Origin of the sequence: Nonomuraea africana (assembly GCF_014873535.1) — a bacterium.
Taxonomy (GTDB): domain Bacteria; phylum Actinomycetota; class Actinomycetes; order Streptosporangiales; family Streptosporangiaceae; genus Nonomuraea; species Nonomuraea africana.
Genome location: NZ_JADBEF010000001.1, coordinates 8,903,419 through 8,929,239, shown reverse-complemented (window position 1 = coordinate 8,929,239; position 25,821 = coordinate 8,903,419). Strand labels below are relative to the sequence as shown.

Genomic DNA, 25,821 nt, shown 5'->3' with positions numbered 1-25,821 from the left:
CAGGGCGACGAGTTAGCGAGGTCTCACCACCAAGGCGCTGCCGCCGCCGCGCCGTACCGGCTCGGCCACGGCCTGGATCCGGCCTCTGCCGACGAACTCCAGAGCGGTCGCTGCGCCGATCTCGGGGTTCGGCGCGAAGAGGTGACCCCTGGCTCCCAGCTCGGCCCCGTAGGTCTGGATGAAGCCCGGCTCGGCCTGGGTCTGCTCGGTGTTGCGCTGCGTCGCCCTCGGGGCGGCCAGCGCCTCCGGCAGCGGCATGCCGAGCTCGTAGCGGTTGACCATGATCTGCAGCACGGTCGTGATGATCGTGGAGCCGCCGGGTGACCCCACGGCCAGCACCGGCCTGCCGTGCTCGAGCACGATGGTCGGGGCCATGGACGAGCGGGGACGCTTGCCGGGAGCCGGCAGGTTCGGGTCGCCGGGAGCCGGCCCGAAGGTGAAGTCGGTCAGCTCGTTGTTGAGCAGGACGCCCCTGCCGGGCACCACGATGCCGTTGCCGCCCGTCGACTCGATCGTCAGGTTGTAGGCGAGGACGTTGCCCCAGCGGTCGGCGACGACCAGGTGGGTGGTCTCCGGGCCCTCCTCGGCGGGCGAGGGGGCGGGCTCGCCCAAGGGTTGCCCGCAGTCGGAGTAGCTGCCGTCGGGCTCGCCCGGCGCCGCCGGGTGCGCCATCGCCCGCTCTCCCACCAGGCAGGCCCGCTCCTTGGCGAAGCCGTCGCTGAGCAGCTCGGCCATCGGCACGTTGGGGATGTCGCCGACGTACTTGCCCCTGTCGGCGAAGGCCAGGCGGGAGGCTTCCAGGTACTCGTGCATGCCGACGTTCGGCAGCGCCTCGAGGATGTTGAGCGCCTCGCCGACCGTGGAGCCGCCGGAGGAGGGGATCGGCATGCCGTACACCTGCATGCCCTTGTAGTCGACGCGGGTCGGCTCGCGCAGCAACGCCCGGTAGGCGGTCAGGTCGGAGAGCTCCATCAGGCCGGGACGCACGTTGCGCGTCGCGCCCGGCGTGATCGGCGGGTTCTTGACCGTCCTGACGATCTCCTGGCCGAGCCGCCCGCCGTAGAGCCACTCGCCGCCGCGCCTGCCCAGCTCGTGGTAGGTGTCGGCGAGCTCCGGATTCTTGAACACCGAGCCGACCGGCGGCGGCGCGCCGTTCGGCAGGTAGAGCTTGGCGGTGGAGGCGATGTCCTTGAACCTGGCGGCGTTCGCCGCGGTCTGGTCGTGGAAGGTCTGGTCGACCACGAAGCCCTTCCGCGCGACCTCGATCGCGGGCTTCAGCGCCTCACGCAGGCTGATCGTGCCGAATGTGCGCAGCGCGAGCTCCCACTGGGCGACCGCACCCGGCACCCCCGCCGACAGGCCGCTGGTGACGGCCTCCGCGAACGGGATCCCCTCGAGGGAGGTCGGCGTCATCGCGGAGGGCGCGGTCTCACGACCGTCGATGGAGTGGACCTTGCCGCGTCTGGCGTCGTAGTAGACCATGAAGCCGCCTCCGGCCAGGCCCGCGGAGTACGGCTCGGTGACGCCCAGCACCGCGCCCGCCGCCACGGCGGCGTCCATGGCGTTGCCGCCCTTCTGGAGTACGGCCAGCGCGGCCTTGCTGGCGTCGAGGTCGACGGTCGCCACCGCGCCGCCGTACCCCTCGGCGACGGGCTGCTTCTGCGCGGGCGGTGGCTTGTGCTCGGCTGCCACGGGCGCGAGGGGCGCCATGACGAGCAGCGGTGTGACGGCGACGAGAGCGAGGATGTGTCGGCGCATGATCCCAAGAATGAACCCGATACGCCTGTCGCGGTAGGGCCCCCTGCGACACGGGAAGGATGTGCGGGTCTGGTGGGGTCGTCTAGCGTGGACGCGTGCGCAAGACCCCTTACCTCGCCCTGGTGGTCGCCGTGTTCCAGGTGATCGCCTCACAGGGGGCGGGCTACAACCAGCCGGACCGCCTTCCGGTCGACGCCCTCGGTGTCGTGCTGCTGCTCGTCGGGCCGGTGGCGATGCTGACGACGCGCCGCTTCCCGATCACCTCGCTGGCCGCCACACTCATGGCGACCTGCGCCTACGTGGCCGTCGGCTACCCGTACGGACCTGTCTTCCTGAGCCCGATCATCCTGCTCTTCCAGACCGTCTCCCAGGGTCGCAGGAAGGTGGCGTGGATCGCCTCGGCGCTCACCGCCGCGTACTTCCTCGTCTACTCCACTTGGCTGGTGGCCTCGCCGTCGCCCGGCTCCTGGCACATCCTGGCGATCGTCGCCGTCATGCTGCTGATCCTCGCCGCCGGGGAGATGGCGCGATACCGGCGCGAAGGGCGGGCCGAGCACGCACGGGTGGCCGAGGAGGAGTCGCGCCGCCAGGCCAGCGAGGAGCGCCTGACCATGGCGCAGGAGCTGCACGACGTGCTGGCGCACAACATCTCACTGATCCACGTGCAGGCCTCCACGGCGCTGCACCTCATCGACGACGACCCCTCGCAGGCCCGCAGCGCGCTCACCACGATCAAGGCCGCCTCCAAGGAGGTGCTCGGCGAGCTGCGCTCGGTGCTGAACGTGCTGCGCGAGGGCGCGCCCCGCTCGCCCACCGCGGGCCTCGACCGCCTCGGCGACCTGGTCGAGCGGTCCGGCCTGGACGTGTCGCTCAAGCAGGTCGGCTCGAGGCCGCTGCCTGCGCAGGTCGAGCGGGCGGCCTACCGCATCGTGCAGGAGTCGCTCACCAACGCCGCCCGGCACGCGCCCGGATCCCGCGTCAGCGTGCGGCTGGAGTACCTGCCGGGCGAACTGGTCATCACGGTCGGCGACACCGGGCCCGCCACGCCTGCCGTCCTGTCCGAGGAGGGCAGCGGCAACGGGATCCCCGGCATGCGCGAGCGGGCCGCCGCGCTGGGCGGCACGCTGGTCGCAGGCCCGTCTGGGGCCGGGTTCAAGGTCGAGGCCAGGCTGCCACTACCGGAGGAGACGGAATGATCAAGGTGCTGCTGGCGGACGACCAGGCGCTGGTGCGGGCGGGCTTCAGGGCGCTGCTCGACGCGCAGCCCGACATGACCGTCGTGGCCGAGGCCGCCGACGGGGCGCAGGCCGTACGGCTGGCGGGCACGACCGCGCCCGACGTCGTGCTGATGGACATCCGCATGCCCGGCACCGACGGTCTCACCGCGACCAGGCAGATGCCCGCGGGGCCGCGGATCATCATCCTGACCACCTTCGAGCTGGACGAATACGTCTTCGAGGCGCTGCGCGGCGGCGCCAGCGGGTTCCTGGTGAAGGACACCGAGCCGGCCGAGCTGATCCAGGCGGTGCGCGTGGTGGCCGCTGGCGAGGCGCTGCTGTCCCCTTCGGTGACCAGGCGGCTGATCGCAGAGTACGCCACCAGGGCCAAGGAGCCGATGTCGAGCGACGGTCTCGAGCTGCTGACCGAGCGCGAGCGCGAGGTGCTGGCCCTGGTCGGCACCGGGATGACCAACGACGAGATCGCGGCCAGGCTCTTCATGTCACCCGCCACGGCCAAGACGCACGTGAGCAGGGCGATGATGAAGCTGCACGCACGGGACCGCGCCCAGCTCGTGGTCATCGCCTACGAGTCGGGCCTGGTCAAGCCCGGCTGGCTCTGAACCCACCCGGCGGGCGGGGTGTAGGTCGTCGGTGCTCAAGTCCTAAACCCGCCCACCGGTGAAAGAACTGTTACTGGCCGCTTTCGGAGCGTGAGAATACCGTGCAGGTAAAGACTACTTCGAGAGTGGGGAATCGAATGCAGTCGATCGCCCGTTTCTGCGGCAACTGCAGCTGCGGCTGCCCTGAGCTCTTCGTCGACCGGTCGGCGCCCGAAGAACGCCAGGTGGTCATCACCGACGACTTCGGTCAGCGGGTCGAGATGAGCCTCGACCAGTTCGGCTCGATCGTCGAGGCGGCCAAGAACGGTTCACTGGACGATCTGGCGCTCGTTCACTGAGCGTGGAGCCGGTCGCCCTGTTCGCCAGCGGGATCGCCGCCGGCCTGGTGGCGGGAACCGCTTCGTGTACGGCGGTGCAGGGCAGCCTGCTGTTCGGCCTGTCCGGAACGCCACGGGTGGTGGCGCAGTTCCTGGCCGGCCGCCTGGCCTCCTACATCACGGCGGGAGCGGTGCTCGGCACGCTCGGCTCGATGGTCAGGCTCCCCGCACCCGTCAGGGCCGGGATGCTGGTCGCGGCGGGGATCATGGTGATCTTCTTCGCCCGGCGGATGTTCCGCCACCGACACTGCGAGCCGCGACCGCCCTCGCGCCGCCTGAAGGCCCCACTCCTCGGCGCCGCGACCATTCTGCTGCCCTGCGGGGTGACGCTGAGCATGGAGATGCTGGCAGTCACCTCGGCGTCGGCGCCCGGCGGCGCCGCCGTGATGGGCGGGTTCGTGGTGGGCACCGCCCCCGCGTTCGCCCTGCTGGGGTTCGTCCTGCGGCGGGTTTCCCAGAGCAGGCTGGCCGCTTTCGCCGGGGTCGCGGCAGTGGCGGTGGGTCTGTGGACGATCGCCGCAGGGCTGACCCTGGGCGGCTGGTGGCCGCAGGTGACGACGCCCGCCGCCGCGACGGCCAGGGCCGGCCCAGGAGGGGTGCAGCTGCTGACGATCTGGGCGACCGAGCGCGGCTACCGGCCCGGGATCTCGCAGGCCAAGGCCGGGATCCCGGTCGAGGTGGACTTCCGCGCGGGGCGGGACGCCACCTGCGCCACCCACCTCACGATCGACGGCCGAGATGTGGATCTCCCCGCCACCGTCCGCCTCCCCGCCCAGCCTCCCGGTCAGCTGAGGTATGTCTGCGCTATGGGGATGTTCACCGGATTCATCACATTCCGCTGAACAGGTCGCCCCCATTACTGCCGCGATTACGTTCCGCAATCGTCCGATCACATGTCACCCTGTCGCAATGACGTGGTGGCAGAACGAGCAGGAAGTGGCGGCGCCAGCCGTTCCGGCGCCCCGCTCAGGAGACGAGCCGGAGCTTCTCGTCGCCGCCCAGCACGGCGACGCCCAGGCCGCGCACCGGCTGGGCAAGCTCTACGCCCAGCGCGGCGACCGTTCGGCCGCCAGGCACTGGTGGGAGCGGGCCGCGTCGGGCGGCAACATCGACAGCGCCTACAACCTGGGCGTCTGGCACGAGAAGCACGGCACGCTGGAGGAGGCCGTCCGCTGGTACGAGCTGGCGGCGGGCACCGGTGACGCCGAGGCCGCGGTCAACCTCGCGACCCTGCTGCTGGAGCAGCGCGGCGACATCGAGGCGGCCCGCCGGTGGTTCGAGAGCGCGGCCCACGCGGGGTCCAGGTCGGCCGCCAGGCGCCTGGCGCTGATCTGCGAGGACGCGGGCGAGCTGCCCTTCGCGCGCGAGTGGCACCGCAGGGCCGCCGCCGACGGCGACGTCGCCTCCGCCCACGATCTGGGATTCCTGTCCTACCAGATGGGCGAGGAGGAGGAGACGGTCCGCTGCTGGGAGTACGCCGCGCGCGGCGGCCACGCCGAGGCCGCCTACCATCTGGGCCTGTTCCTGCAGGCCGGTCGCGATCCCGAGGGCGCCGAGGCCTACTACCGGCTCGCCGCCAAGAGCGAGCATCCTGGCGCGGCCTCCCAGCTCGGCGGCATCGCGCTCTCCCGCCGAGATCTACGAACGGCACGGGCCTGGTTCGAGCGGGCGGCGGTGGCCGGGCGTCTCGACGACCAGCGGATGGCGGGCTTCGTCTGCGTCGAGCTGTCCGACTCGCAGGGGGCCAGCCACTGGTTCGGCAGGGCGGCGGCCAGCGGCGACGCCGAGTCGGCCTTCAACTTCGGGCTGCTGCTCATCGCGGAGCTGGGCGACCTGCAGGGTGGGCAGCACTGGTTCAGGCAGGCGGCGCTGGCCGGGCATCACCGGGCGGCGATGGAGCTGGGCGGGCTGCTGTCGGCCACGGGGCAGCCCCACGAGGCGGAGAAGTGGCTGGCCGATCCGCCGCCGCCCACCTGGGATCGGCTGGCCGAGCCGGAGCTGTCGGCGCGGGCCGAGCTGGCCGCCGCGGCCACGGGACGCAGGGGCGGGGTGACGCTGAGGGTACGGGATCTCACGGAGATCCTCGGCACGTGGGACCTGCTCACCAGGCCCTTGCGCGACCACGCGGACGTGGTGGTGTGGCTGGTGGAGCGCAGCGGGCTGCACGCGTCGGCGGTGGAGCACCTGGCCGCGGTGCGGACGACGATCCTGCGGCCCGGCACGTCACCGTGGCCGACGCCGTCGGAGGTGGAGCACGTGCTGGCCACGGCTCGGGAGCTCCGTCAGCGGCTGGGCGCCCGCTGACAGATCCGGCGGAAGACGGATTCCCGCAGCGCGGGGGCTGGAAGGCCGGGCACACCTTCGCGTCACGACGGTCAGCCGGTGAGCTGGAGGGGCGTCTCCCTGGACGGGGGCGCGCCGGTGACCTGGGTGGGCGTTTCTCCGCTGTGCCGTACGAAAGGTGAGAACGCCCGCCGGTGATCGCCGGCGGGCGTTCTCAGGGGGACCGTCAGGCGGCCAGGACGTCGGCCACCGGCACGTACGGCAGGCCGAGCGCCTGCGCGACCGGCTCGTTGGTGAGCTGGCCCGCGTGGGTGTTGAGGCCGAGGGCGAGCGCGTTGTCCGCCTTCAGCGCCTCCTTCCACCCGAGGTTGGCGAGCTTGACCGCGTACGGCAGCGTCGCGTTGGTCAGCGCGTAGGTCGAGGTGTTGGCCACCGACCCCGGCATGTTCGCCACGCAGTAGAAGATCGAGTTGTGCACCTGGTAGGTGGGCTCGGCGTGCGTGGTCGGACGGGAGTCCTCGAAGCAGCCGCCCTGGTCGATGGCGATGTCGACGAGCACGGAGCCCGGCTTCATGCGGGAGACCAGGTCGTTGGAGACCAGCGTCGGGGCCTTGGCGCCGGGGATCAGCACCGCGCCGATGACCAGGTCGGCCTTCAGGACCTCCTGCTCGATGGCGTAGGACGTCGAGACGAGGGTCTTGAGGCGGCCCTGGTAGATCGCGTCGATGAAGCGCAGGCGGTCGATGTTGGTGTCGAGGACGGTGACGTCCGCGCCCATGCCGACCGCGATCTGCGCCGCGTTCAGGCCCGAGACGCCGCCGCCGATGACGACGACCTTCGCGGGGGCGACGCCGGGGACGCCGCCGGGCAGCACGCCGCGCCCGCCGTTGAAGCGCATGAGGTTGTAGGCGCCGACCTGCGGGGCCAGGCGGCCCGCGACCTCCGACATCGGAGCCAGCAGCGGCAGCGTGTTGCCGACCTGGACCGTCTCGTAGGCGATGCCGGTGGTGCCCGCGGAGAGCAGCGCGTTCGCGCACTCCTTGCCCGCGGCCAGGTGCAGGTAGGTGAAGAGCACCAGGTCCTCGCGCATGCGGTGGTACTCCTCGGCGATGGGCTCCTTGACCTTGAGCACCATCTCCGACTCGCCCCACACCGCGTCGGCGGTGTCGAGGATCTTGGCGCCGGCGGCCAGGTACTCCTCGTCGGGGATGTGCGACCCGAGACCGGCGCCCCGCTGCACGTGGACGTCGTGGCCGCCTCGAACCAGCTCGTGAACGCCGGCCGGGGTGGCGGCGACGCGGTACTCGTGGTTCTTCACCTCGGCGGGAACGCCGATCTTCATGGGGGTGATCCTTTCGTGGAGTTAAAGGAGGTTCAGGCCTTCGACCAGGACGTTCCGGATGATCGACTCGATCTCGTCGAACTCCTTCTGTCCTGCGATGAGCGGCGGCGCGAGCTGGATGACCGGGTCGCCGCGGTCGTCTGCACGGCAGTACAGACCGTTGGAGTAGAGCGCGTTGGACAGGTATCCGCGGATGAGCCGCTCGGACTCCTCGGCGCTGAAGGTCTCCTTCGTCGCCTTGTCCTTGACCAGCTCGATGCCCCAGAAGTAGCCGGAGCCGCGGACGTCGCCGACGATCGGCAGGTCCTTCAGCCTCTCCAGTGTGCTCTTGAACGCGCCCTCGTTGCGGGAGACGTGGCCGAGCAGGTCCTCACGCTCGAAGATGTCGAGGTTGGCCAGCGCGACCGCGGCGGAGACGGGGTGCCCGCCGAAGGTGTAGCCGTGGGCGAACATCTCCGCGCCGTCCTTGAACGGCTCGAACAGCCGGTCGTGCGCGATCATCGCGCCGAGCGGCGAGTAACCGGAGGTGAGGCCCTTGGCCGAGGTGATGATGTCGGGCGTGTAGTCGAACTTCTGTCCGCCGAACATCGTGCCGAGCCTGCCGTACGCGCAGATGACCTCGTCGGAGACGAGGAGCACGTCGTACTCGTCGCAGATCTCGCGTAGCCGCTGGAAGTATCCGGGCGGCGGCGGGAAACAGCCACCGGCGTTCTGCACCGGCTCGACGAAGACGGCCGCGACGGTGTCGGGGCCCTCCATCTCGATGGCCTGGGCGACGCGGTCGGCGGCCCACAGGCCGAACTGCTCGGGCGTCATGCCCTTCACACCGGAGATCTCGTCGGCGCGGTAGTGGTTGGTGTTCGGCACGCGGATGGAGCCGGGCACGAGCGGCTCGAACATCTGCTTGAACGCCGGGATACCGGTGATCGACAGGGCGCCCTGCGGGGTACCGTGGTAGGCGATCTGGCGGCTGATGACCTTGTGCTTGAGCGGCTTGCCCGTGACCTTGTAGTACTGCTTGGCCAGCTTCCACGCGGTCTCGACCGCCTCGCCTCCACCGGTGGTGAAGAAGACGCGGTTCAGGTCGCCGGGGGCCTCCTGGGCGAGCCGGTGCGCGAGCTCGGCCGCCTTGGGGTGGGCGTAGGACCACAGTGGGAAGAAGGCCAGCTCCTGGGCCTGCTTGGCGGCCGCCTCGGCCAGCTCCTGACGCCCGTGGCCCACCTGGACGACGAACAGACCAGCGAGGCCGTCTAGGTATCGCTTGCCGTGGATGTCGTAGATGTAGGCACCCTCACCTCTGACGATGGTGGGGATCTCGTTGTCCTTGTACGAGCTGTGTCTGGTGAAGTGCAACCACAGGTTGTCCTGAGCGGCCTTCAGCACGTCGTTTTCGGGCTGCGTCATCGCTATCTTCCCTCGTGTCTGAACTCCTCACAGTGTGCATGCTCACATGGGAACTTGCCAAGCGAAAGCGTGGCAGCACTATGCAAGAAATCCGGGATCCGCAGAACCCCTATGTAATCTCGACGAAATCCGCAGCGCCTGTCATCCTCGTTTCCACCCTGCGGAACCTTCTGTGATGCAATGAGGCGTTACTGTCGAGAACGACCCGGGGGAAGACCCGTGACTCCTGACCAGCTAGAGAGCGCCGTTGCAGCGGGGATGCCCCAGGCGATCGAGGACCTGAAGCGGCTCGCCTCCATTCCCTCCGTGGCCTTCCCCGGCCACCCTGAGGAACCCGTCATGGCCGCCGCGGCCGTGACGGAGGAGCTCCTGCGCAGCGCAGGCCTGGCGCGCGTGCAGCAGATCCCGGTGGAGGGCAGCTTCCCCGCCGTCTTCGGCGACGCCCCCGCGCCGCCCGGCGCGCCCACCGTGCTCCTGTACGCGCACTACGACGTCCAGCCCGCGGGTGACCCCGCGGCCTGGCGCACCCCGCCCTTCGACCCCACCCTGATCGACGGCAACCTGTACGGCAGGGGCACCGCGGACGACAAGTCGGGCATCATCTCCCACATCGCCGCGCTGCGCGCCTTCCAGGGCCGCTTCCCCGTGGGCATCAAGGTGCTCATCGAGGGCCAGGAGGAGTACGCGGGCGAGCGCCTGGAGGCCTTCGTCGAGCGCAACCCCGAACTGCTCCGCGCCGACGCGATCATCGTGGCCGACACGGGCAATCCGAAGCTGGGCGACCCCGCCGTCACCACCTCGCTGCGCGGCATGGCCGGCTTCACCATCGAGATCCGCACCCTGCGCGACTCCGTGCACAGCGGCTCCTTCGGCGGCGCCGCCCCCGACGCGCTGGCCGCGCTCATGCGCATGCTCACCTCGCTGCACGACGACAACGGCGACATCAGGGTCCCGGGGCTGCCGCGCGGCAGCTTCCTCGGCACCGGTCCCTCCGAGGAGGAGTTCAGGAATACGGCGGGCGTCCTCGACGGCGTCTCCCTCGTCGGCTCCGGCTCCCTCGCCGACCGCCTCTGGTCCTCCTACGCGATCACCGTGACGGGCCTCGACGTGCCCACGGTGTCGGGCGCGATCAACGCCGTCCAGGCGGTGGCCAGGGCCAGGGTGACCGTCAGGATCCCGCCGGCGGGCGACCCCAAGACGACGCTCGACGCCATCATCGACTTCCTCCGCCAGGTCGCGCCCTGGGGCGTCCAGGTCTCCTTCGGCGACTTCGTCGTCGGCTCCGGCTTCCAGGCCGACTCGGGCGGCCGCGGCCGTTCGGCGCTCAACAGGGCGATGGAGCGCGCCTTCGGCCGCGCACCGCGCGACGTGGGCGCGGGCGGCTCGATCCCGCTGGTGAACACGCTGCTGAAGCAGTTCCCCCTGGCGGAGATCCTGCTGTTCGGCGCGGAGGACGAGGACGCGGCGATCCACGCTCCGAACGAGCGGGTGAACCTGGAGGAGCTGCGCCGCGTGGCCACCACCGAGGCCCTCTTCCTGGCCGAGTACGGCGCCCCCTCCGCCCTGGGCGTCTAATCACTTCGACCGCATGGGCCGCACCGGGGGCGCGCTTCGCGCGTAGGGGCTCGGGCTCCCCTCATGGGGGAGCCGAGCTCCCCCCATCCCCCTCGCCGGCGGAATGGTTAGTGCGGAAATTCGGTGGACAGGTGGTGCTGGGGCCGGTGGGATGAGGGCTCGTCGTCCAGGCGAGGAGCGCGCATGTCCACACCCGATCCCACCATCGATGACGCCCTCGTGCGCCGGTTGCTCGCCGCTCAGTTCCCCGAGTGGGCGGAGCTCCCCCTCGCGCCGGTCCCGCTCTCCGGGATGGACAACGCGACGTTCAGGCTCGGCGAGGACATGTCCGTACGGCTGCCCCGCTACGCGCGCTGGGTCGGGCAGGTGGAGAGGGAGCACCGGTGGCTGCCCAAGCTGGCCCCGCACCTGCCGCTGCCCGTCTCCGAGCCGCTCGCCATGGGCCGGCCGGGCGAGGGCTATCCCTATCCGTGGTCGGTCTACCGCTGGCTCGAGGGCGAGACCGCGACGACCGAGGGCCTCGCCGATCCGGTCCGGACGGCGATCGAGCTCGCCGGGTTCGTCGCCGCCCTGCAGGCGATCGACCCCACGGGCGGGCCTGGTCCCGAGTGGAGCAACGCCTTCCGCGGCGTGCCCATGGGAGACGAGCGCGACTCGCTGGCCTCCGAGGCGCGTGTCCGTCCGAAGATCGCGGCGTTGAAGGGGCTGGTCGACACCGACGCGGTGACGGCCGTGTGGGAGGCGGCGCTGGCGGCGCCCGCGTGGGAGGGGCCGCCGGTGTGGGTTCACGGCGACCTCGCGACGGGGAACCTCCTGTCCGTCGACGGCCGGCTGAGCGCCGTCATCGACTTCGGGACGCTGGCCGTGGGCGACCCCGCGTGCGATCTGCTGCCGGCGTGGAAGTTCCTGCCCTCGGGGGCGCGGGACGTCTTCCGTGCGGAGCTCGGCGTCGACGACGCGACGTGGGCGCGTGGGCGCGGGTGGGGGCTGGCGGCGTCCCTGCCCGTCCCCGACGACCCCTTCTACGCCGACCCGGCCCGCGTGACCACCGCCCTCCGCCACCTCGACGCCCTCATCGCCGACCTGGACTGAGCCACCGGACCCATGAGGACGACGAAGGCAGGGTGACCGCGAAGGCGGAGCGCCACTCTCGGGGCTTCCTCTCCCCGTGCGGACGGGCGTCGAAAGCGGGCCAGTGGGCACGACCGCGACAGGGACAGCAAGTGGTCTGGTGGTTTTCCGGAAGAGTGGCCGTGGTGGAGGGGGCCACTTCTCTCTAGATTGGCGCGCATGATCTCCATCGACAGGCTCCTCCCCTCCGACCGTCCCGCGTGGGAGGAGCTCTTCCGCGCCTACATCGACTTCTACCAGCGCACCGAGCCCGACGAGATGTACGTGGCGGCCTGGCGGGAGTTCGAGAAGGACGACAGGATGCACGCGCTCGGCGCGAAGGTGGACGGCAAGCTGGTCGGGATCACCCACTTCCTCTTCCACCCCAGCACCTCCGCCCCCGACCGGGACGTCTGCTACCTGCAGGACCTCTTCACCGCCGAGGAGGCGCGCGGCCGCGGCGTCGCCCGTGCGCTGATCGAGGCCGTGACCGAGGAGGCGGGGCGGCGCGGGTGCGGTCGCGTGTACTGGAACACGCACGAGTCCAACGCGACCGCGCGCCGGCTCTACGACCGGGTGGCCCAGAACAAGGGCTTCATCAGGTATCAGATCGAGCTGCCATAGACGGAGGGAAGCCGCCCGTGGCGATGGGTCCCCAGGTGTCGATGTGGATGCGGATCAGCGACTTGTCCTGGCGGCGCATCGCCTCGCGGTACTCCTCCCAGTCGGGATGCTCGCCCGAGATGCACCGGTAGTACTCCACCAGCGGTTCCAGCGCCTCGGGCATGTCCAGGACCTCGGCCCTGCCGTCGACCTGGACGTAGGGTCCGTTCCACTCCTCGGACAGCACGCAGATGGACACCCGCTCGTCGCGTCGGGCGTTGCGGGACTTGGCACGCGAGGGGTAGGTGGAGACGACGATCCGGCCCTCGCCGTCAACACCGCACGTGACGGGTGAGAGCTGCGGGCGCCCTGTCGAGCGGGTGGTGCTCAGCAGGCCGCGGTGCCTCGTACGCAGGAACTCGAGCAGTTCGGGCAGCGACACCCGACGGGCGGTGGCGATCGTTGGCGACATGCCCCCAGCCTTCCAGAAGCCCACCGCCGTCCAGAAAACCCCTCCAGTACCGACCGTGGTGAGGGTCACCCCGTCCGGTCACACGCCGGAACTCCTCATGCGCTAGCTTTTGTACTGACTGGTCAGTTCTAAAGAGGAGTCGTGGTGATCGTCGCGAAAGGTCTCTCGGTGGAGGGGGTGTTCGGCGACGTCACGATCGACGCCGCGCAGAACACGCTCACCGTGGTCGCGGGCCCGACCGGCAGCGGCCGGACGAGCCTGCTGCTCACCCTCTCCGGCCGGATGAAGCCGACGAAGGGCACGCTGCAGGTCGCCGGCCACAGCAAGCCGAGGGCGATCCGCAAGGTCGCCGCCCTGGCGCTGGTGGACGGGGTGACCGACCTCGACAGAGCACTGACCGTCAAGGAGCACCTGCACGAGCGGCGCCGCAGGGGGCGGCACGCCGAGGCCCTCGAGGGGGCGGGCCTCGACGTGGACCAGCGCACGCTCGTGCGGGAGCTCGACAGGGAGCGGCAGGTACGGCTCGGCGTCGCCCTGGCGCTGCTCGACTCCCCCGCCCTGATCGTCGCCGACAACATCGACGCGGGGCTGCCGCCCGAGCACCGCCTCGCGCTCTGGGACCTGCTCAGGAGCCTGGACACGACCGTCGTCGCCTCCTGCGTGACGCCTCCCGCCCGCTACGACCACCTCGTGGAGCTGTGAGATGAAGGAGTTGCGCCGGTTCTCGCGGTCGCGGCTGACCAGAGCGGCGATCGCGGCCGTGGTGATGTTGCCGCTGCTGTACGCGGGCCTGTACCTCTGGTCGTTCTGGGATCCGCAGGGGCACCTCGACAGGGTGCCCGTCGCCCTGGTCATGGAGGACCGCCCGGCCACGGCCGACGGCAAGAAACTGCACGCGGGCCAGGACCTCGCCGAGGAGCTGAGGGAGCGCGAGGTCTTCGACTGGCACGCGGCCACCCCCGAGCAGGCCGCCGACGGCGTGCGTGACGGCAGCTACTACCTGTCGCTGACCATCCCCTCCGACTTCAGCTCGCGGCTGGCCTCGCCCTCGAAGGACGGCACGCCCTCCCCCGCCGAGCTCGGCGTGGAGGTGGACACCGGCCGTTCCTACATCATGAGCTCGATCTCCGACGCGGTCTTCAACGAGGTCAGGGCGGCCGCCGCGCAGACGGCCGTGCGCGACTACCTCGACCAGGTCTTCGTCTCGATCGGCGACATGCACGACAAGACCACCGAGGCGGCCGACGGCGCGGATGAGCTGCACAAGGGCGCCAACAAGATCGACAAGGGCCTGGGCCGGACCGAGGACGCCACCCAGCAGCTGTCGGCGGGCCTCGGGCAGACCAGGAACGGCGCCCAGCAGCTCACCGTGGGCCTGGGCAGCGCGAACACCGCGACGGGCAAGCTCGCCGCCGGCTCGGCCAAGGTGACCAACGGGCTCATCACCGCGCAGGACGGCCTCGTCCAGCTCAGCACGGGCCTGGCCAAGCTGGGCGAGGGGTCGGCGAAGGTCGCGGCGGGCAACAAGCAGGTCTACGACCAGGTGCACGCCAACACGGGCAGGGTCAACGCCGCGGCCGACACCTACGTCCCCGTGCTGGAGGAGTGGGGACCGAAGGTGGGCGAGGCCGCCGACCACCTCGCCGACGGCCTGGACGCGATCGCCGACGGGCTCGGCGCGGAGACGGGCCAGGGGCCTGGTTCGGGGGCCGCCGCGAGGATCGGCGCGAAGCTGGACAGGGTGAGCGGAGCGGCCACCGAGGCGGCCGACCGGGCGCAGGCCGTCCAGGACTATCTGGAGAGCAACCCCGACGCCGACCCCGAGCTGCGCAGGATGGCGCGCGCCGCCGTCTCCTCCGCGCAGTCGGCGGCCTCGTCCGCGCAGTCGGCCGCCGACGAGGCGGGCGCGCTGGGCGAGGGAGGTTCCGGCACCAGCCCGCAGACCAGGCAGTCCATCGCGGAGCTGCAGCGCGAGGCCAGGCAGCTGGCCGCGAACGCGCGCAAGGTGGCCGAGGCGGCGCCCAAGGTCGGGCCGCAGGTCGCGGCCCTGCGCGACCAGTACAACGCGCTGGACGCGGGTCTGGCCCAGCTGGCCGACGGCGCGGCCCAGGTCCACGCGGGCGTCACCAAGTCGGGGACGGCCGTGGGCAGGCTGGAGAACGGCGTCGGCAAGCTGGCCGACGGCTCCCAGCAGGTCACCGACGGGCTCGGCAAGCTGGGCGGCGGCCTGGTGAAGCTCACCGACGGCGCGACTCGGCTGCGCACCGGCGTCGGCAGGCTGAGCGACGGCGCCGACCAGCTGCACACCGGCGTCGGCAAGCTGCACGACGGTTCGGGCAAGATCAGCGACGGCTCGAAGGAGCTGGCGGACGGGCTGTCCGACGGCGCCGAGCAGATCCCCGACTACAGCCGGTCCGAGCGCGACGGGCGCACGGACATGATGAGCGACCCGGTCCGGCTGGCCACATCCGTGGACAACGAGGTGCCCAACTACGGCACCGGCTTCGCCCCGTTCTTCGTGCCGCTGGCGCTCTGGGTCGGCGCGATGATCGTCTACATGGTGCTGCGCCCGCTCAACCCGCGCCTTCTCGCCGGTACGGCGGGCGCCCTGCGGATCGCGTTCTCCGGCTGGATCCCCGCCATGGCGCTGGGCGCGGCGCAGGTCGGCGTGCTGCTCGCCGTCCTCAGGTTCGCTCTGGGGCTGGAGGCCGCGCACTGGGCCGGCGTGGTGGGGCTGCTGCTGCTGACGGCGGCGGCGTTCATGGCGATCGTCCAGGCGGTCAACGCGCTGCTCGGCGCGCCGGGCAGGGTGGCGGCGCTGGCCCTGCTGATGCTCCAGCTCACCTCGGCGGCGGGCACCTACCCGATCGAGACCTCGCCCGGCTTCTTCCAGACGATCTCGCCGTGGCTGCCGATGAGCTGGGTGGTCTCGGCACTGCGCAGGCTGATCAGTGGCGGCGATCTCACGGTCGTGTGGCAGGCTTGCGGCGTGCTCACCCTGTTCCTGCTCCTCGGTCTCGCGCTCACCGTGCTCGCGGTGCACAAGGGGCGCACCTGGTCGGTCAAGCGCCTGCACCCGGAGCTGTCGCTGTGAGCAGGGCGGAGACCCGCTCGAAGGTGTTCGCCGCGGCGATCGACCTGATCGCCGAGCAGGGCTACACGGCCACCACCGTCGACGCGATCGCCGAGCGCGCCGGGGTGGCCAAGGGCACCGTCTTCTACAACTTCGGCAGCAAGGAGGCGCTGTTCACCGCGCTGCTCGAGCACAGCATCGAGCGGCTGGCGCAGGCGCTGCGCGAGGCTGCCGTTGGCGACAGCGCGCTGGCCGCGCTCGACGCCACGGTCCTCGGCCAGCTGAGGTTCTTCGAGGAGTACGGCGCCTTCGCCAGGGTGCTGCTGGCCGAGATGTGGCGCACGGCCTGGCAGGAGGCGGTCGCCAAGCTCAGGGCCGAGGCGCTGGGCGTCTACTCGGACGTCCTGCGCCGGGCCGTGGCGGAGGGCGTCGCGAGGGAGGACCTCGACACCGACACCGCGGCGACGGCGATCTTCGGCATGGTGCTGACGGTAGCCATCGAGCGGCGTGCGCTCCATCCGGACCGGCCGCTGGAGCGCACGCACGGGACACTCGTCGAACTGCTGCACGGCCGCCTGCGCTGAGCCTCGCTCACGCGCGCGTCGGCGCCAGTACGGGCAGGTCGTAGACGCGGCGCACGCTCGTCCCCAGGGCGCTCAGGTCGGCGCCGTAGACGTGGAACGAGATGCCGATCTCGTCGCTGGTGTTGCGCACCTTGTGGATGTCTCCTGGCGGCGCGAACCCGGAGACGTCGCCGGGCGGGTTGTCGGCGTGGCCGATCTCGACCAGGTGGTCGCCCATGTCGCGGTAGAGGGTCTCGTACTCGTTCCCGCTGAGCACGCCGAACGCGCACCACGCCACGTGGTCGTGGATCACCGTCTCGTGGCCGGGCCGCCACACCACGGTCACGATCGAGAAGTCCTTCTCCGCGTGGCGCACGGTGGAGACGTAGTGGTCGGGGTGGCCGCGGCGCTCCTCGGCGGTCAGCAGGTCGGGGCCCGGCAGGTCGGTTCTCATCAGGTCGGCGACGGCGAACGCGGTGTGCTTCGGGTCGAGCCGCTCGGCGACGATGGCCCTGATTCCTCGGATCAGCTTGTCCATGTCTCCACGCTGCTCCATCTGCATCAATAGGTCCAACAGAAGTTTTTTGGCATATTTATCAACATGCTTGATGTCTCACGGCTACGAGTCCTGCTCGCCGTGTCCCGCACCGGCTCGCTCACCGCGGCCGCCAAGGCGCTGCACTACTCGCAGCCCTCGATCAGCCATCACCTGGCCAGGCTGGAGGCCGAGACGGGGGCCAAGCTGATCGAACGCGTCGGCCGCGGCATCCGCCTCACCGAGGCGGGCAAGCTGCTCGCCGATCGGGCCGAGGAGATCGTCGGCCGCGTCGACGCCGCCGCGGAGGAGCTGGCCGCGCACGTCGGCCTGCGCTCGGGCCGCGTGCGGCTGGCCGCCTTCCCCTCTGCGCTCGGCACGTTCATCCCCACCGCCGCGGCCCGCCTGGCCACCACCCATCCCGGCCTCCGGCTCACGCTCACCGAGACCGAGCCGCCGGAGGCGCTCAGGCTGCTGCGGGCGGGCAGGGTGGACGTCGCGGTGATCTTCAGGTACGACGACACGGCGCCCGAGGAGCCGGGGACCGGCATGACCCACCTGCTGGACGACCCGAGCTATCTGGTGACGCTCGACGGCCCCGCCGCACTGGCCGCGCACGCGGACTCACGGTGGATCGGGGGCTGCGACCGGTGCAGGAGCCACCTGCTCGAGCTGTGCGCCGAGGCCGGGTTCGAGCCGTCGATCTCCTTCACCAGCGACGACATCGTGGCCGTGCAGGCGCTGGTGGCGGCGGGGATGGGGGTGACCGTCCTGCCTGGGCTGGCGCTGCGCGCGCACCGGCACCAGGGGGTGTCGGTGACGGAGATCCCGGACTCCACCCGCCATGTCTACGCGGCCACCTACGGCGCCCCGCCACTGCCGCCCGCCACCGCCGCGCTGCTGGACGCCCTCCAGGTGTCCATCAGGTGATAATGCGTTGTCCTGGAGGAAGGCGGCTTCCTACTATGAAGCATGCCGGACTTCGCGACACTCGCCGTCTTCTGCGCGGCCACCATGGCCCTCCTCCTCGTGCCGGGACCCGCCGTGGTCTTCATCGTCACCAGGAGCGTCGCGCAAGGCAGGGCCACCGGGCTCGTGTCGGTGCTCGGCATCCACACCGGATCCATCGTCCACGTGGCCGCCGCCGCGCTCGGCGTGAGCGCGCTGCTGGCCGCCAGCGCGACGGCCTTCACCGTCGTCAAGTGGCTCGGCGTCGCCTACCTCGTCTGGCTCGGCGTCCGCAAGCTCATGGCGGGGCCCGGCGAGGCCGAGACCGCCACGCTGGTGACCCACTCGCGCTCGCGGGTGTTCTGGGAGGGGTTCGTGGTCAACGTGCTCAACCCCAAGACCGCGATCTTCTTCCTCGCCTTCCTGCCGCAGTTCGTGCAGCCGTCGGCCGGGCCCGTCGCGCCGCAGATCATCGTGCTCGGCCTGATCTGGATGGCCCTCGGGATCGCCAGCGACGGCGCGTACGCCCTGCTCGCCTCGGCCCTGTCGGGACGGCTGCGCCGCTCGGTCCGCGCCCGCCGCCGTCTCGACGTCGGCAGCGGCGTGGTCTACCTCGGCCTCGGCGCCGCCGCCGCGTTCACCGGCGAGCCCGCCAAGGCCTGACCGCCGGTCTAGCCCTGGGCCTCGGCCTGCTCCCTGGCCCAGCGGTAGTCCGCCTTGCCCGCGGGCGAGCGCACCATCTCGTCGACGAACGCGTAGGTCCTGGGCACCTTGTATCCCGACAGGCTGTTCCTGCAGTGGGTGTCCAGCTCCTCCGGCGTGACCCGCACCCCCTTGCGCGCCTCGACCACCGCCGCCACCCGGGTGCCCCACCTGTCGTCGGGCACCCCTGTCACCACCGCGTCGAACACCGCCGGATGGCCCTTGAGCACCGCCTCGACCTCCTCGGGGAAGACCTTCTCCCCTCCGGTGTTGATGCACTGCGACCCGCGCCCGAACACGCTGATGGTGCCGTCCTCCGCCACGGTGGCCAGGTCGCCCGTGAGCAGCCAGCGCGTCCCCTGCGCGTCGGTGACGAACGTGCGCGCGGTCTTCTCCGGGTCGTTGTAGTAGCCGAACGCGATCCGGCCCGCCTTGGCCACCGTGCCGAGCACGCCGGGCTTGACCGGCTCCAGCCGTTCGTCCAGCACCGCCAGCCTGGCCGTGGAGTTCGCGTTGGGCTGGTAGCGCAGGCCCTTCTCCGGCGAGGAGCCCGCCACCCCCGAGGCGGTGAAGCCCGACTCCGTCGAGCCGAAGTTGTCCAGGATCATCGTGTTCGGCAGCAGCTCCTGCAGGCGGTCCCTGACCGCGCCGGTGAGGATGGCGCCCGTCGAGCTGATCACGAACAGCGACCCGAGGTCGTAGTCGCCCACGGCGATCTCGTCGGCCAGCGGGCGCGCCATGGCGTCGCCGGTGATGTTCATCGAGACGACCTTCTCCCTCTCGACGGCCCTCAGCACCTCGGCGGCGTCGAAGCGGCGAACGTAGACCATCGTGGCCCCCATCCACCAGGCGATGAACGTGGCCATCTGCGTCGCCCCGTGCATCAGCGGCGCGACGGCCATCATGACCATGGGGTTGGCCTTGGCCGCCTCCTCGATCACCTGCTCTGGGCTCTCGCGCGGCTCGCCGTACGGGTTGCCGCCGCCGAAGCCCATGAACAGGTCCTCAGAGTGCCACATCACGCCCTTCGGCATGCCGGTGGTGCCGCCGGTGTAGATGATGTAGACGTCCTGCCCCGACCTCGGCTCGAAGCCACGCGTGCCGGGCTGGTTCTCCAGCGCCTTCTCGTACGGCACCGCCGCCGCGATGGCCGAGGCGCCGCCCACGGCGACGAGGTGGCGCAACTCTGGCGCCCGGGGCGCGACGGCCGCCACCCTGTCGTCGAACTCCACGTCGTAGACCAGGGCGACGATGCGGGAGTCGGTGTAGAGGTAGAGCAGCTCGGCCTCGACGTAGCGGTAGTTGACGTTGACCGGCACCGCCCTGAGCTTGAGCGTGGCCAGGATGGCGGCGATGTACTCGATGCCGTTGTAGAGCTGCATGCCGACGTGGTCGCCCGGCCCCACGCCCTGCTCCCGCAGGTGATGGGCGAGCCGGTTGGCGTGCGCGTCGAGTTCGGCGTAGGTGAGCCGCCGCTCCCCGCAGATCACCGCGACGCGGTCCCCGATGGCGTCGGCGAGTCCCTCGAACAGGTCGGCGTGGTTGAACTCCATCGGGGCCCTCCTCAGGGTTTGTCGCTGCCGACGATCCACATCGCGAAGAACTGGGCGCCGCCGCCGTACGCGTGGCCGAGCGCGCGGCGGGCGCCGTCGACCTGGTGCTCCCCCGCCATCCCCCGCACCTGGAGCGCCGCCTCGGCGAAGCGGATGAGGCCCGACGCGCCGATGGGGTTGGAGGAGAGCACGCCGCCCGAGGCGTTCCACGGGATGTCCCCCTCGAGGGCGGTGGCGCCCGACTCGGTCAGCTTCCAGCCCTCGCCTTCGGCGGCGAACCCCAGGTTCTCCAGCCACATCGGCTCGTACCAGGAGAAGGGCACGTAGACCTCGGCGACGTCGAGGTCCCTGCGCGGGTCGGCGATGCCCGCCTGTCGGTAGACGTCGGCCGCGCAGTCCTTGCCGCCCTGCGGGTTCACGGTGTCGCGGCCCGCGCGGAAGATGGGTTCGGAGCGCATCGCCGTACCGTGGACCCAGGCGGGCCTGCCGGTGACCGCCTGCTCGGAGGAGAGCACCATCGCGCACGCGCCGTCGGAGGACGGGCAGGTCTCCAGGTAGCGGATGGGCTCCCACAGCATGGGCGTGGACTCGACCATCTCGCGGCTGATCCCGGGGATCTTCAGGTGGGCGTAGGGGTTCTTGAGCGCGTTCTGCCGGTCCTTGACCGCGACGAGCGTGCCGATGTGGTCGGGGGCGCCCGTCCTTCGCATGTACTCCCTGATGTGGGGGGCGAAGTAGCCGCCCGCGCCCACCACCAGCGAGGCGTTGAACGGCAGGTGGGTCGACAGGGCCCAGGTGGCGTTCGACTCCGACTGCTTCTCGAAGGCCACGACGAGGACCCGCTCGTGCACCCCCGCCTGGATGAGCGACGCGCCGACCAGCGCGGTCGACCCGCCGACGCTGCCCGCGGTGTGGACGCGCATCATCGGCTTGCCGGCCGCGCCGAGGGCGTCGGCGAGGTAGGACTCGGGCATCATCACGCCCTCGAACAGGTCGGGGGCCTTGCCGATGACGACCGCGTCGATGTCCTTGAACGTCAGCCCCGCGTCGTCCAGCGCCCTGAGCGCGGCCTCGCGCACGAGCCCCGCGATGGAGACGTCCCTGCGCTTGGTGGTGTAGTGCGTCTGCCCGACGCCGATCACCGCGCAGCGGTTGCCCATCATGCCTCCAGTACGGTGACGAGGTTGTGCTGCAGGCACGGGCCGCTGGCGGCGTGCCCCACGGTACGGCGGGCGGCCCCGTCGAGGATGCGCTGGGCGGCTTCGCCGATCCTGATGAGCCCCGTGGCCATGACCGGGTTGGCGGCCAGCGCCCCGCCGCTCGGATTGATCACAGTGTCCTCGGGGAGCTCGAGCGCCTCGCGCAGGATGAGTTCCTCGTGGCTGAAGCAGGCATGCAGTTCGGCGAGGTCGACGGGAGCCTTGCCGACCCCCGCCGCGCGGGCGGCGTCGGCGGCGGAGGCCGACCGGGTGAGGTCACGCATGCCGAGGTAGTGGGGCTCGATGCGATGCGCGATGCCCCTGATGTAGGCGGGGTTCGCGGTGATCTCTCTGGCGAGGTCGCCCGCCGCGAGCACCACCGCCGCGGCCCCGTCGGTGATGGGCGCGATGTCCCATTCCTTCAGCGGCTCCACGACCGAGCGGCCCCCCTCCAGCGGCAGGTCGAAGGCGTAGGGATTGGCTCTGCCGTCCTCGCGGCTGCGCCTGGCGACGGCGTCGAGCGCCGCCCTCGGCGCGCCGAGCGCACCGGCCTGGAGCGCGGCGAAGGAGAGCTGGTCGAGTCCCAGGGGCTCCAGGTAGTAGGGATCGAGCTGCAGCGTCATGATCGTGCGCAGGTCGCCGAGCGACGACTTGCCGAACCCGTAGACCAGGGCGGTGTCGACGTCGCCGTGCTGCAGGCGCACCCACGCCTCGTAGAGCGCCCACGCCCCGTCCATCTCCACGTGCGACTCGGAGATGGGCGGCCAGGCGCCCAGCGCGTCGAGGGCGGAGACGAACGAGAAGGGCGCGCCGGCGAGGTAGTCGCACGAGCCCGAGCAGGTGAACCCGAAGGTCGACAGCCCCGACTTCTCCTTGACCGCCCTGATGACGGGGGCGATCAGCTCGGGCTCGGACAGGCCCGTGTCGTGCGCGGTGTGCTCGGTCTGGGCGAAGGCGACGACGGCTACCTCGCGCATCACAGCTCCACGTCCGGCTCGCCCGTGGGGGTGAACCACCTGATGTTGGTCATCGAGAGCGTTCTCTCCTCGGGCGGGACCCACTCGGCGCGCACCCGCATGCCCTGCCGCACCTCGTGCGCGGGCACCCCGCCCACCAGGGCGATCAACGGGATGTCGGCTCCGTCGAGCAGGATGTAGGCGGAGACGAAGGGCACCTCGGGGGCGCGCGGATCGGGCAGGTTGTTGATCGCGAAGGTGGTGACGGTGCCGGTGTCGGGCAGCGCGACCTCCTCGGAGATCGGATTGCCGCACTCGGGACACGACAGGCGATAGGGCACGTAGACCTTCTCGCAGGTGGCGCAGCGGCAGCCGATGAAGATCCCGTCCCGCACGCCCTCCAGGAACCGGGTCAGCGAGGGGCTGGCGGTGAGCCTGTACCGGGTGCTGACCGGCGAGACGATCTTCGTCACCTCGGGGACGAAGTGCGAGATATCGGTGATGTGGCCGCTGCGCTCGGCCCGCCAGACGGGGCGCACCCTGGCACCCTGCGGCAGGGCCTTGGGACTGCCCGCGTCGACGGCGTGCACCAGAGCGGTGTCGGCGCCGTCGAGCCTGATCAGCGCCCAGGCGAAGGGGCGGTCCAGCGGGTGGCTCTCGCGCGGCTCGTGGACCCATGCCGTCGCGGTGACCGTACCCGCCGGGCCGACCTCGACCCACTCGTCGGTGACCGGCTCGCCCGTCGCCGGGTCGTACTCCAGGGGCGGGACCAGTGTTCTGCCCTCGGTGGTGCGGACGCCCATGAGCCGCCCGTCGCGTAACTCGGTCAGGAAGCGGCCGATGACCGGCCCCGTCGTCCTGGTGTAGCCGCCGGGGAACTCCAGGACGTGATCTGCGGTCAGCTCTTTTGAAACCGGGTCAGATGGCACGGTCGCGGCCCTCCCAGTACGGCGCGCGCAGCTTGCGTTTGAGCAGCTTGCCGTTCGGCTCGCGCGGCATCTCCTCGATGAAGTCGATCGACTTGGGCCACTTCATCCTGGCCAGCCGCCCGTCCAGCGAGGCCAGGATCTCGGCGGCCAGGTCGGGGCCGGGGGTGACGCCCTGCGCGGGCTCGACCACGGCCTTGATCTGCTCGCCCCACTCCTCGTCGGGGATGCCGAACACGGCCACGTCCGCCACCTTGGGGTGGACCATGATCTCGTTCTCGATCTCCGCGGGGTAGATGTTCGCCCCGCCCGAGATGATCAGGTCGGCCTTGCGGTCGCAGAGGAAGAGGAAGCCGTCCTCGTCGAGATAGCCGATGTCGCCGACGGTGAAGAAGTCCTTGAGCCGGCTCGCCGCGGTCTTGGCCGGATCGCCCTTGTACTCGAAGGCGACGCCCATCATCTTCATGTAGATCGTGCCCGGCGTGCCGGTCGGAACGGGCTCGCCCTCGTCGTCCACGATCAGCAGCTCGCTGATCGGCCAGGCGGTGCCGACCGTGCCGGGGTGCTTCTTCCAGCCATCAGGGGTGGCGATCGTGCCGCCGCCCTCGGTGGCCGCGTAGTACTCGTAGATGCAGTCGCCCCACCACTCGAACATCGCCCATTTCACCGGAACGGGACAGGGCGCGGCGGCGTGGATCATCCACCGGAGCGAGGACAGGTCGTACTTGGCGCGGGTCTCTTCGGGCAGCGCCAGCAGGCGCTTGAAATGCGTCGGCACGAGGTGTGAGTTGGTGACGTGGTAGCGCTCGATGAGGCGCAGGGTCTCCTCCGCGTCCCACTTGTCCATGTAGATGAGCGTGTGCCCCATGTGCAGCGCCGTGCCGCCGAACTGGGTGACGGCGGTGTGGTAGTTCGGCGAGGTGACCAGGTGCGCGTTGGGCCTGTCCGGGGTGATGCCGAACAGGGAGAGCAGGAAGGTCATCAGCTCGGCGCCGTCGTCGGGGTCGAGGCCGGACAGCTTGCGCCTGACGCCCTTCGGCTTGCCGGTGGTGCCGGAGGTGTAGTGCATGGTGGCGCCGGCCGTACGGTCCGGCGGCGCGGAGGTGGGGCGGCCGTCCGTCAGCTCCGCCACCGGACGGAAGCCCGGGAGCTCACCGAAGGAGAAGGACGCGCCCGCCACCAGCGGTTCGGCGTCGGCGAAACGGGAGTGCGCGAAGAACGCCTTGGCCTCGCTGTCGGCCACGATGTAGGCGATCTCCGGCGCGGCCAGGTGCCAGTTGATCGGCGTGTAGTACCAGCCCGCCTGCAGGGCCGCGAGATAGAGGACCAGGCCGTCCACGCCGTTCGGCACCAGGCCGCAGATGCCGTCGCCCTGCCGGAGGCCGAGCTCGCGCAGGCCGTGGACGAGCTGATTGGCCCTGGCGAGCAGATCGCCCGCGCGGTGTTCGGTGCCGTCGGGGTCGACCGCGGCGATCCACTCGGGATCGGCCTGCGCCAGCCTCCAGAAACCGAGCGTGCCCATGGGGACTCCCTCGAACCAGGCAAACGAGAACCTGTTCTCGTTTGCCTGGCAGACTAACCCGGACGACGAGCCCTAGCAAGCGCTTGATTTTGAGTCACGCAAGTCTCTTATGAGCGGTTTGATCTATTTGGTAGAGACTTGGCAAAGAACATCGCTTTATATCCGCTTTTAGGTTCTTTGACCTTTTTGCCGCGAGATGATGTTCCGCGCGAGACGGCGTGTTCCCGAGCCGGGGGTCTCCTGAACCCCGCGCCGTCTCGGTGATTGGGAGATCATGCGCTTCGACAAGTCCCTTGCGGTGGCCGGCGCCGGCGCGGCCTTCCTCGGCCGTCGCAGGGCCGACGACCAGGTCTGATCCACCTTCTGAGGGGTACGGCCCGCGGGCCGTACCCCTCGTCGGACGTTAGGGGGCAACATGAGCACCAGAAACACCCTGGCCATGGGCGGAGCGGCGGTCCTGCTGTTCAGCGGCGGCCTGGCCGTCGCGGGGTCGCTGCGCGGCGAGCCCGCGCCCGCGCACGCGCGGACCGTCGTCGCTTCGCCGATCGGCGCGGCCCACGAGCGGCCTGTCTTCTCCCAGGCGACCGCCGCGCTGCCGAGGTCGGAGCCGGTCAGCCTGTCGATCCCGGAGATCGGCGTCAAGGACGCCCCGATCGAGCCGGTCGGGCTCAACCCCGACCAGACCGTCGAGGTGCCGCCGTTGAGCGAGCCCGGACTGGTCGGCTGGTACTCGCATCGGCCCACGCCCGGCGAGAAGGGCCCCGCGGTGCTGCTCGGCCACGTCGACGGGTACGGCAAGCCCGCCGTCTTCCACCGGGCGCACACGCTGAAGCCGGGCGACACGCTCACGGTGAAGCGGAAGGACGCGTCGGTGGCCACGTTCACGGTCGACTCGCTGGAGCAGGCCGACAAGGACGCCTTCCCGACGGAGAGGGTCTACGGCGCGACGGACTCGGCCGAACTACGCCTGGTGACCTGCGGCGGCGCCTTCGACCCGACCACCGGCCACTACGAGGACAACATCATCATCTACGCCCACCTGACCCCGCCCACGTGACCATGGGATCTCGCCATCTGGGC

Annotated in this window: 24 protein-coding genes; 14 read left to right on the top strand and 10 right to left on the bottom strand. The window is 70.8% G+C overall.

The window, feature by feature from the left end:
• Nucleotides 1-12: 12 nt before the first annotated feature.
• A complete protein-coding gene (locus tag H4W81_RS42720; protein WP_192780005.1) occupies nt 13-1,758 on the bottom strand; it encodes a gamma-glutamyltransferase family protein in 1,746 nt (581 codons plus the stop codon).
• 95 nt (nt 1,759-1,853) lie between these two features.
• On the opposite strand from H4W81_RS42720, the gene H4W81_RS42715 reads away from it, so the two are divergent.
• The 5 genes from H4W81_RS42715 (at nt 1,854) to H4W81_RS42695 (ending at nt 6,279) form a co-directional block, all read left to right on the top strand.
• A complete protein-coding gene (locus H4W81_RS42715) occupies nt 1,854-2,954 on the top strand; it encodes a sensor histidine kinase (RefSeq protein WP_192780004.1) in 1,101 nt (366 codons plus the stop codon).
• Nucleotides 2,951-3,598 carry a response regulator transcription factor gene (locus H4W81_RS42710; protein WP_192780003.1) on the top strand — a complete coding sequence of 216 codons (648 nt, stop codon included), beginning with the start codon at nt 2,951-2,953 and terminating at the stop codon, nt 3,596-3,598. Before H4W81_RS42715 ends, H4W81_RS42710 begins: the two co-directional genes overlap by 4 nt.
• Nucleotides 3,599-3,735: 137 nt before the next feature.
• A complete protein-coding gene (locus tag H4W81_RS42705) occupies nt 3,736-3,936 on the top strand; it encodes a hypothetical protein (protein ID WP_192780002.1) in 201 nt (66 codons plus the stop codon).
• Between the two features lie 2 nt (nt 3,937-3,938).
• Nucleotides 3,939-4,817 (top strand): sulfite exporter TauE/SafE family protein, encoded by an 879-nt coding sequence (locus H4W81_RS42700; RefSeq protein WP_192780001.1) that lies wholly within the window; start codon nt 3,939-3,941, stop codon nt 4,815-4,817.
• Between the two features lie 67 nt (nt 4,818-4,884).
• Nucleotides 4,885-6,279 (top strand): tetratricopeptide repeat protein, encoded by a 1,395-nt coding sequence (locus H4W81_RS42695; RefSeq protein WP_192780000.1) that lies wholly within the window; start codon nt 4,885-4,887, stop codon nt 6,277-6,279.
• Nucleotides 6,280-6,484: 205 nt separating this feature from the next.
• Here the strand turns inward: H4W81_RS42695 and ald are convergent, their stop codons facing one another.
• Complete coding sequence (gene ald, locus H4W81_RS42690) at nt 6,485-7,600, bottom strand: alanine dehydrogenase (protein WP_192779999.1); 1,116 nt, start codon at nt 7,598-7,600, stop codon at nt 6,485-6,487.
• A gap of 21 nt (nt 7,601-7,621) precedes the next feature.
• Nucleotides 7,622-9,004 carry an aspartate aminotransferase family protein gene (locus H4W81_RS42685; RefSeq protein ID WP_192779998.1) on the bottom strand — a complete coding sequence of 461 codons (1,383 nt, stop codon included), beginning with the start codon at nt 9,002-9,004 and terminating at the stop codon, nt 7,622-7,624.
• Between the two features lie 180 nt (nt 9,005-9,184).
• Here H4W81_RS42685 and H4W81_RS42680 point away from each other — a divergent pair, with 180 nt between their 5' ends.
• The 3 genes from H4W81_RS42680 to H4W81_RS42670 all read left to right on the top strand — a co-directional run bounded on the left by H4W81_RS42680 (nt 9,185) and on the right by H4W81_RS42670 (nt 12,313).
• Complete coding sequence (locus H4W81_RS42680; protein ID WP_225959057.1) at nt 9,185-10,579, top strand: dipeptidase; 1,395 nt, start codon at nt 9,185-9,187, stop codon at nt 10,577-10,579.
• Nucleotides 10,580-10,762: 183 nt separating this feature from the next.
• The gene (locus H4W81_RS42675) at nt 10,763-11,671 is read left to right on the top strand and encodes an aminoglycoside phosphotransferase family protein (RefSeq protein WP_192779996.1); all 909 of its coding nucleotides are present in this window, start codon (nt 10,763-10,765) and stop codon (nt 11,669-11,671) included.
• A gap of 198 nt (nt 11,672-11,869) precedes the next feature.
• Complete coding sequence (locus tag H4W81_RS42670) at nt 11,870-12,313, top strand: GNAT family N-acetyltransferase (RefSeq protein ID WP_192779995.1); 444 nt, start codon at nt 11,870-11,872, stop codon at nt 12,311-12,313.
• On the opposite strand, the gene H4W81_RS42665 is transcribed toward H4W81_RS42670, so the two are convergent.
• Nucleotides 12,288-12,764, bottom strand: a complete 477-nt coding sequence (locus H4W81_RS42665) for a PPOX class F420-dependent oxidoreductase (RefSeq protein WP_192779994.1) — start codon at nt 12,762-12,764, stop codon at nt 12,288-12,290. The two genes, H4W81_RS42670 and H4W81_RS42665, sit on opposite strands and share 26 nt — an antisense overlap.
• A 144-nt stretch (nt 12,765-12,908) precedes the next feature.
• Here H4W81_RS42665 and H4W81_RS42660 point away from each other — a divergent pair, with 144 nt between their 5' ends.
• The 3 genes from H4W81_RS42660 to H4W81_RS42650 are packed head-to-tail and all read left to right on the top strand — an operon-like array spanning nt 12,909 to nt 16,421.
• Complete coding sequence (locus H4W81_RS42660) at nt 12,909-13,466, top strand: ATP-binding cassette domain-containing protein (protein WP_192779993.1); 558 nt, start codon at nt 12,909-12,911, stop codon at nt 13,464-13,466.
• A 1-nt stretch (nt 13,467) separates the two neighbouring features.
• Nucleotides 13,468-15,858 (top strand): YhgE/Pip domain-containing protein, encoded by a 2,391-nt coding sequence (locus H4W81_RS42655; RefSeq protein WP_192779992.1) that lies wholly within the window; start codon nt 13,468-13,470, stop codon nt 15,856-15,858.
• Nucleotides 15,855-16,421, top strand: a complete 567-nt coding sequence (locus H4W81_RS42650) for a TetR/AcrR family transcriptional regulator (RefSeq protein ID WP_192779991.1) — start codon at nt 15,855-15,857, stop codon at nt 16,419-16,421. Before H4W81_RS42655 ends, H4W81_RS42650 begins: the two co-directional genes overlap by 4 nt.
• A gap of 7 nt (nt 16,422-16,428) precedes the next feature.
• Here H4W81_RS42650 and H4W81_RS42645 read toward each other — a convergent pair whose 3' ends face one another.
• On the bottom strand, nt 16,429-16,938 hold the full coding sequence (locus tag H4W81_RS42645) for a cysteine dioxygenase family protein (protein ID WP_225959056.1): 510 nt from the start codon (nt 16,936-16,938) through the stop codon (nt 16,429-16,431).
• A 63-nt stretch (nt 16,939-17,001) separates the two neighbouring features.
• Here H4W81_RS42645 and H4W81_RS42640 point away from each other — a divergent pair, with 63 nt between their 5' ends.
• Nucleotides 17,002-17,865, top strand: coding sequence for a LysR family transcriptional regulator (locus tag H4W81_RS42640; protein WP_192779989.1), 864 nt, complete (start codon nt 17,002-17,004; stop codon nt 17,863-17,865).
• 42 nt (nt 17,866-17,907) lie between these two features.
• Nucleotides 17,908-18,546 carry a LysE family translocator gene (locus H4W81_RS42635; protein WP_192779988.1) on the top strand — a complete coding sequence of 213 codons (639 nt, stop codon included), beginning with the start codon at nt 17,908-17,910 and terminating at the stop codon, nt 18,544-18,546.
• 8 nt (nt 18,547-18,554) lie between these two features.
• Here H4W81_RS42635 and H4W81_RS42630 read toward each other — a convergent pair whose 3' ends face one another.
• The 5 genes from H4W81_RS42630 to H4W81_RS42610 are packed head-to-tail and all read right to left on the bottom strand — an operon-like array spanning nt 18,555 to nt 24,741.
• Nucleotides 18,555-20,138, bottom strand: coding sequence for an acyl-CoA synthetase (locus H4W81_RS42630; protein WP_192779987.1), 1,584 nt, complete (start codon nt 20,136-20,138; stop codon nt 18,555-18,557).
• An 11-nt stretch (nt 20,139-20,149) separates the two neighbouring features.
• Nucleotides 20,150-21,298, bottom strand: coding sequence for a thiolase domain-containing protein (locus H4W81_RS42625; protein WP_192781374.1), 1,149 nt, complete (start codon nt 21,296-21,298; stop codon nt 20,150-20,152).
• Nucleotides 21,298-22,314 carry a lipid-transfer protein gene (locus tag H4W81_RS42620; RefSeq protein ID WP_192779986.1) on the bottom strand — a complete coding sequence of 339 codons (1,017 nt, stop codon included), beginning with the start codon at nt 22,312-22,314 and terminating at the stop codon, nt 21,298-21,300. Before H4W81_RS42620 ends, H4W81_RS42625 begins: the two co-directional genes overlap by 1 nt.
• The gene (locus H4W81_RS42615) at nt 22,314-23,222 is read right to left on the bottom strand and encodes a Zn-ribbon domain-containing OB-fold protein (RefSeq protein ID WP_318782426.1); all 909 of its coding nucleotides are present in this window, start codon (nt 23,220-23,222) and stop codon (nt 22,314-22,316) included. The genes H4W81_RS42620 and H4W81_RS42615 overlap by 1 nt, the downstream gene beginning before the upstream one ends.
• Nucleotides 23,212-24,741, bottom strand: coding sequence for an acyl-CoA synthetase (locus tag H4W81_RS42610; protein ID WP_192779985.1), 1,530 nt, complete (start codon nt 24,739-24,741; stop codon nt 23,212-23,214). Before H4W81_RS42610 ends, H4W81_RS42615 begins: the two co-directional genes overlap by 11 nt.
• Before the next feature lie 415 nt (nt 24,742-25,156).
• Here H4W81_RS42610 and H4W81_RS42605 point away from each other — a divergent pair, with 415 nt between their 5' ends.
• On the top strand, nt 25,157-25,798 hold the full coding sequence (locus H4W81_RS42605) for a class F sortase (protein ID WP_192779984.1): 642 nt from the start codon (nt 25,157-25,159) through the stop codon (nt 25,796-25,798).
• The last annotated feature ends 23 nt before the right edge of the window (nt 25,799-25,821 follow it).

What these genes read in the sequence shown, in the direction of transcription:
- H4W81_RS42720 (WP_192780005.1), bottom strand. Translation starts at nt 1,758, where the DNA reads ATGCGCCGACACATCCTCGCTCTCGTCGCCGTCACACCGCTGCTCGTC.
- H4W81_RS42710 (WP_192780003.1), top strand. Translation starts at nt 2,951, where the DNA reads ATGATCAAGGTGCTGCTGGCGGACGACCAGGCGCTGGTGCGGGCGGGC.
- H4W81_RS42705 (WP_192780002.1), top strand. Translation starts at nt 3,736, where the DNA reads ATGCAGTCGATCGCCCGTTTCTGCGGCAACTGCAGCTGCGGCTGCCCT.
- H4W81_RS42695 (WP_192780000.1), top strand. Translation starts at nt 4,885, where the DNA reads ATGACGTGGTGGCAGAACGAGCAGGAAGTGGCGGCGCCAGCCGTTCCG.
- ald (WP_192779999.1), bottom strand. Translation starts at nt 7,600, where the DNA reads ATGAAGATCGGCGTTCCCGCCGAGGTGAAGAACCACGAGTACCGCGTC.
- H4W81_RS42685 (WP_192779998.1), bottom strand. Translation starts at nt 9,004, where the DNA reads ATGACGCAGCCCGAAAACGACGTGCTGAAGGCCGCTCAGGACAACCTG.
- H4W81_RS42680 (WP_225959057.1), top strand. Translation starts at nt 9,185, where the DNA reads ATGAGGCGTTACTGTCGAGAACGACCCGGGGGAAGACCCGTGACTCCT.
- H4W81_RS42675 (WP_192779996.1), top strand. Translation starts at nt 10,763, where the DNA reads ATGTCCACACCCGATCCCACCATCGATGACGCCCTCGTGCGCCGGTTG.
- H4W81_RS42670 (WP_192779995.1), top strand. Translation starts at nt 11,870, where the DNA reads ATGATCTCCATCGACAGGCTCCTCCCCTCCGACCGTCCCGCGTGGGAG.
- H4W81_RS42665 (WP_192779994.1), bottom strand. Translation starts at nt 12,764, where the DNA reads ATGTCGCCAACGATCGCCACCGCCCGTCGGGTGTCGCTGCCCGAACTG.
- H4W81_RS42655 (WP_192779992.1), top strand. Translation starts at nt 13,468, where the DNA reads ATGAAGGAGTTGCGCCGGTTCTCGCGGTCGCGGCTGACCAGAGCGGCG.
- H4W81_RS42645 (WP_225959056.1), bottom strand. Translation starts at nt 16,938, where the DNA reads ATGGACAAGCTGATCCGAGGAATCAGGGCCATCGTCGCCGAGCGGCTC.
- H4W81_RS42640 (WP_192779989.1), top strand. Translation starts at nt 17,002, where the DNA reads ATGCTTGATGTCTCACGGCTACGAGTCCTGCTCGCCGTGTCCCGCACC.
- H4W81_RS42635 (WP_192779988.1), top strand. Translation starts at nt 17,908, where the DNA reads ATGCCGGACTTCGCGACACTCGCCGTCTTCTGCGCGGCCACCATGGCC.
- H4W81_RS42630 (WP_192779987.1), bottom strand. Translation starts at nt 20,138, where the DNA reads ATGGAGTTCAACCACGCCGACCTGTTCGAGGGACTCGCCGACGCCATC.
- H4W81_RS42625 (WP_192781374.1), bottom strand. Translation starts at nt 21,298, where the DNA reads ATGGGCAACCGCTGCGCGGTGATCGGCGTCGGGCAGACGCACTACACC.
- H4W81_RS42620 (WP_192779986.1), bottom strand. Translation starts at nt 22,314, where the DNA reads ATGCGCGAGGTAGCCGTCGTCGCCTTCGCCCAGACCGAGCACACCGCG.
- H4W81_RS42610 (WP_192779985.1), bottom strand. Translation starts at nt 24,741, where the DNA reads ATGGGCACGCTCGGTTTCTGGAGGCTGGCGCAGGCCGATCCCGAGTGG.
- H4W81_RS42605 (WP_192779984.1), top strand. Translation starts at nt 25,157, where the DNA reads ATGAGCACCAGAAACACCCTGGCCATGGGCGGAGCGGCGGTCCTGCTG.